Source organism: Kocuria sp. SM24M-10, assembly GCF_001027955.1.
Lineage (GTDB): Bacteria > Actinomycetota > Actinomycetes > Actinomycetales > Micrococcaceae > Kocuria > Kocuria oceani.
Genome location: NZ_LDNX01000106.1, coordinates 1 through 4,936, shown reverse-complemented (window position 1 = coordinate 4,936; position 4,936 = coordinate 1). Strand labels below are relative to the sequence as shown.

General features: G+C 77.9%; 5 protein-coding genes. 3 read left to right on the top strand and 2 right to left on the bottom strand.

The features are described 5' to 3' along the window. Together ABL57_RS12095 and ABL57_RS12090 are read right to left on the bottom strand one after the other, a co-directional pair. Positions 1-1,367, bottom strand: a 1,367-nt coding sequence (locus tag ABL57_RS12095) for a DEAD/DEAH box helicase (protein WP_047803731.1), incomplete at its 3' end; no start/stop codon positions are given. 131 nt (positions 1,368-1,498) lie between these two features. After that, entirely contained in the window at positions 1,499-2,308 is an 810-nt protein-coding gene (locus ABL57_RS12090; RefSeq protein ID WP_047803730.1) for an alpha/beta fold hydrolase, read from the bottom strand. A 171-nt stretch (positions 2,309-2,479) separates the two neighbouring features. On the opposite strand from ABL57_RS12090, the gene dhaK reads away from it, so the two are divergent. The 3 genes from dhaK to dhaM all read left to right on the top strand — a co-directional run. After that, the gene (gene dhaK, locus ABL57_RS12085) at positions 2,480-3,481 is read left to right on the top strand and encodes a dihydroxyacetone kinase subunit DhaK (protein ID WP_047803733.1); all 1,002 of its coding nucleotides are present in this window, start codon (positions 2,480-2,482) and stop codon (positions 3,479-3,481) included. Next, on the top strand, positions 3,481-4,113 hold the full coding sequence (dhaL, locus tag ABL57_RS12080) for a dihydroxyacetone kinase subunit DhaL (RefSeq protein ID WP_047803729.1): 633 nt from the start codon (positions 3,481-3,483) through the stop codon (positions 4,111-4,113). Before dhaK ends, dhaL begins: the two co-directional genes overlap by 1 nt. Further along, a partial coding sequence (gene dhaM / locus ABL57_RS12075) for a dihydroxyacetone kinase phosphoryl donor subunit DhaM (protein WP_203225618.1) occupies positions 4,110-4,936 on the top strand: 827 nt, incomplete at its 3' end. The genes dhaL and dhaM, both read left to right, overlap by 4 nt.

Below are 4,936 nucleotides of genomic sequence, written 5' to 3'. Positions count from 1 at the left end.
GCCAGCAGACCGCGGGCGAGCCGGGGGTCGGCCGGCACCCGGGCGAGCGCGCGTCCGGCCGCGGTGGCGCGGCCCTCGGCGTCGATCGCGCCGAGCCCGCGCAGCACCGCCTCCGCCTCGGCGAGGGCGGTGGGCGGGAGCGGATCGGGCAGGGCCAGGCCGCGCCCGCCCGGGGAACCCCAGCAGGCCAGCAGCAGGGCGGCGCCGGTGAGGTCGGCGGCGGCGACCTCCGGGGTGCCGTGGGCGGGCATCGCCGTCCACGTGCGCTCGTCGTAGCAGCGCACCACGGTGCCGGGCCCGAGCCGGGCCGCGCGCCCGGCCCGCTGCGCGGCGGAGGCGCGGGAGGCGGCGACCGTCACGAGCCCGGTCATCCCGCGGGCCGCGTCCCGGCGGGGCTCCCGGGCGAGCCCGGAGTCCACCACCAGGCGCACGCCCGGGACGGTGAGGGAGGACTCGGCCAGGGCTGTGGCCACGACCGCGCGCGGGGGCCCGCCCGGCGCGCGCCCGGCCGTGGCCCGGTCCTGCTCGGCGGCCCCGACCCGCCCGTGCAGCTCGAGGACCTCGGTGCCGGGGGCCTGCTCCCGCAGCCGGCGGGCGACCTGGGCGACCTCCCACGCGCCCGGGAGGAAGACCAGGGCGTCGGTGCCGGGACTCGCGGCCAGGGCCCGGGCGTGGGCGGCGGCCGCGGTGCGGGCGAGGTGGTCGAGGAACTCCGGGCGCACCCCGCGCTCGTCGGTGCGCCGGCCGTGGCCCGGGGCCCACTCGACGCCCAGCGGGTGCAGGACGGCGGGGCTGTCGACGACGGGCGCCGGTCCGTCCCGGCCCAGCAGGGCCGCGAAGCGGGCGGCGTCCACGGTCGCGGACATCGCCGAGAGCACCAGGTCCTCCCGCAGCTCGCGCAGCTCGGCGAGCATCCCCACGAGCAGGTCCGTCTCGAGGCCGCGCTCGTGCACCTCGTCGAGGACCACGGCGCCGGTGCCGGGCAGCTCGGGGTCGTGCAGCAGGCGGCGCAGCAGGATCCCGGGGGTCACGAACTCCACGAGCGTGCCGGGCCCGGTCCGCCGGTCCCCGCGCACGGTGTGGCCCACGAGCCCGCCGACGCGGGTGCCGGTGAGGGAGGCGAGGCGCCGGGCGGCGGCACGGGCGGCGACCCGGCGCGGCTGGGTGACGACGACCCGCGAGGGGCCGGTCCCGCGCTCGTGCAGCAGCACGGCCACCAGCGGCGGCACCAGGGTGGTCTTGCCGGACCCGGGCGGGGCCTGGACCACGGCGGCGCCGCCGGCCAGGGCCGCGCGCAGGGCGCCGGCGGCCCCGGCCACGGGCAGGCCGGCGCCGACGGCGTCGAGGTCGAAGGGTGCGGGGCTCACGTCCCCCAGTGTGGCACCACGGCCCGGGACGGCCGGAGCGGACGGCAGGGGGACCGGCCGGGGCGGGCCACCGGACCGGACGGCCGCGCAGGTCCCGGGGCGGACCGGGCGGCGCGGCGCCGGCCCGGGGGTCAGGCCTCCGTGTGCGCCAGGAACCCGCGCAGCACCTCGACGAACTTCTCCGGCTCCTGCGAGTGGACCCAGTGGCCGGCCTCGCGGATCGTCACCCGGTGCGCCCGGGGGAACAGCTGCCGCATCCGCGGTGCGTGCTCGTCACGGACGTAGTCCGAGCGCCCGCCGGCCACCCACAGCACCGGCCCCTCGTAGACGGCCTCCCCGGTGTCCGGGAAGCCGCCGATGGCGTCCAGGCTGGACCGCAGCAGCTCGAGGTTCGGCTCCCACGCGAGCCCGTCCGGGCCGCTGCGCAGGTTCTGCAGCAGGAAGCTGCGGGTGGTGTCCCACGGGATGGGCTCCTTGAGGGCCTCGTCCGCGTCCGAGCGGCGCTGCACGGCCGTCAGGTCCACGGCCGCGAGGCTGTCCAGCAGGTGGGCGAACTCCCCCTCCCCGCCCCCGGAGCGGGTGGGCGCGATGTCGACCACGACGAGCCGGGAGACGAGCTCCGGGTGGCGCAGCGCCAGCACCATGGCCACCTTGCCGCCGAGGGAGTGCCCCACGACGGCGACCGGGCCTCCCGCGGCGAAGTCCTCCCGGAGGGCCGCGGCCACGGAGTCGGCCATCTGCCGGTAGTCCACCCGGTCCGTCCAGCCGGACCGGCCGTGGTTGGGCAGGTCCACCAGCAGGCTGCGGAAGCCCGGTTGGAGGTCCTTGGCGATCCGGGTGAAGTTCTTGCCCCGGCCGAACAGGCCGTGCAGGAAGACGATGCGGTCACCGTCGTCCCCGACGCGGGTCGTGTGCAGGGTGCTCGTCCGGAAGTCAGCCATCCTCCGAGCTTAGGGTCTCCGCCGCCGCAGGCCCGCACGGCGGGAGGACAGCGCGGCACCCGGGGCCGGCCGCCCGGAGCACGGCGCCCGCGTGGCACGCCGTCGACTCAATGCCCCACAGTGGCCCCGAACTGTTGTCACGGCCACCGGCGGAGTGGTCCGATAGTGCACATGAAGAAGCTCATCAACGACCCGGCCGACGTCGTCCGGGAGGCCCTGCTGGGCATGCAGGCCGCGCACGGGGACCGCCTGCGCGTGGACCACTCCAACCGCGTCGTCTTCCGGGCCGACGCCCCCCGGCGCGGCAAGGTCGGGCTGGTCTCCGGGGGCGGCTCCGGGCACGAGCCGATGCACGGCGGGTTCGTGGGCCCGGGCATGCTCGACGCCGCCTGCGCCGGGGAGGTGTTCACCTCCCCGGTGCCGGACCAGATGCTGGCCGCGACCCTCGGCGTGGACGGCGGCGCCGGCGTCCTGCACATCGTGAAGAACTACACCGGCGACGTCATGAACTTCGAGATGGCCGCCGAACTCGCCGCCGAGAACGGTGTCGAGGTGGTCTCGGTCGTCACCGACGACGACGTCGCGGTGCAGGACAGCCTGTACACCGCCGGACGTCGCGGCGTGGGGGTGACCGTGCTGCTGGAGAAGATCGCCGGTGCGGCGGCCGAGGAGGGCCGTCCGCTCTCCGAGGTCGCCGACATCGCCCGGCGGGTCGACCAGCAGGGGCGCAGCATGGGCATGGCGCTCACCTCCTGCACGGTCCCGTCCGCGGGCAGGCCGACCTTCGAGCTCGACGAGAACGAGATCGAGGTCGGCATCGGCATCCACGGCGAGCCCGGACGGGAGCGGCGTCCGCTCGCTCCCGCGCGGGAGGTCGCGGCCATGCTCGTCGAGCCGGTCCTCGCCGACCTGCCCGCGGCCGACGGCGCCCCGGTGATCGCGCTGCTCAACGGCATGGGCGGCACCCCGCTGATCGAGCTGTACATCATGTACGCCGAGGTGCAGCAGCTGCTGGAGAAGGCCGGCGTCCCGGTCGCCCGCAGCCTGGTCGGCAACTACATCACCTCGCTGGAGATGGCCGGCTGCTCGGTGACCCTGCTGCGCGCGGACGACGAGCTCGTCCGCCTGTGGGACGCCCCGGTCAACACGCCCGGCCTGCGCTGGGGCATGTGATGCCGGAGGTCACCGCCGAGGGGCTCGAACGCTGGCTGCGGAGGTTCGCCGACGTCGTCCACGACCACGCCGCCGAGCTGACGGAGCTCGACTCCGCCATCGGCGACGCCGACCACGGCAGCAACATGGACCGCGGCATGCGCGCGGTCGTCGGCGCGCTGGACGGCGGCGCCGCCGGCGCCCCCGACGCGCTGCTGAAGAAGACCGGCATGACCCTGGTCAGCACCGTCGGCGGGGCCAGCGGCCCGCTGTACGGCACGTTCTTCCTGCGGGTCGCCGGCGGGCTGGCCGGTGGGCAGGCCGTCGACGCCGCCACGCTGGGCCGGGCGCTGCGGGCCGGGCTGGAGGGCGTGGTCGCCCGGGGCAGGGCCGAACCGGGCGACAAGACGATGGTGGACGCGCTGGCGCCGGCCCTCGACGCGTACGACGCGGCGGTGGCCGGGGGCGCCGGCATCGCCGACGCGCTGTCCGCGGCGGCCGACGCGGCGGAGGAGGGCTGCGCCGCGACGATCCCGCTCGTGGCGCGCAAGGGCCGGGCCAGCTATCTGGGGCCGCGCAGCGCGGGCCACCAGGACCCGGGCGCCACCAGCACGGCGCTGCTGCTGCGCTCCGCGGCCGACAGCCTGCCGTGATCGGCATCGTCGTCGTCTCGCACAGCCGGGCGCTGGCCGAGGCGGCCGTCGAGCTGGCCTGCGAGATGGTCGACGAGCGCCCGCCGATCGCCCTGGCGGCGGGCGCCGGCGACGGGTTCGGCACGGACGCGGCCGCGGTCGCCGAGGCCATCACCGCCGTCGACGCGCCGGGCGGCGTGCTGGTGCTCCTCGACCTCGGCAGCGCCGTGCTCAGCGCGGAGATGGCGCGGGAGTTCCTGCCGCCCGACGTCGCCGAGCGGGTGCGCCTGTCACCCGCTCCGCTCGTCGAGGGGCTGGTCGCCGCCGTGGTGACGGCGGCCACCGGCGCGCCGCTGGACGCGGTGCTCGAGGAGGCCGGCCGCGGACTGGCCGCCAAGCAGGACCACCTGGGAGAGGCGGCGGACCCGGCGGCGTCCGGGACGCCGGCGCCGCCCGCGGCACCCGAGGTCGTCGCCGAGCTGCCAGTGGACACCCCGCACGGCCTGCACGCGCGCCCGGCCGCCCGGCTGGTCGGGCTCGTGCGGGCCGCCGACGCGACCGCCGCGGTCACGAACCTGCGCACGGGCCGCGGTCCGGTCGACGCCCGCAGCCTGTCCGGGCTCGTGACGCTCGCCGTGCGGCAGGGCGACCGGCTGCGCTTCGAGGCGTCCGGGCCCGGGGCCGAGTCGTTGACCGAGGCGGTGCGGGCGCTGGCCGCGGACTCCTGGGGCGACCGGTCCCCCGGCCCGGCAGCCCCCGCGGCCCCCGGACCGGAGGGCGCGCCCACGCCGCCCGCCGCCGGGTCGGGCACCGACGTCGCCCTCGGCCCGGCGGTCGTGCGAGG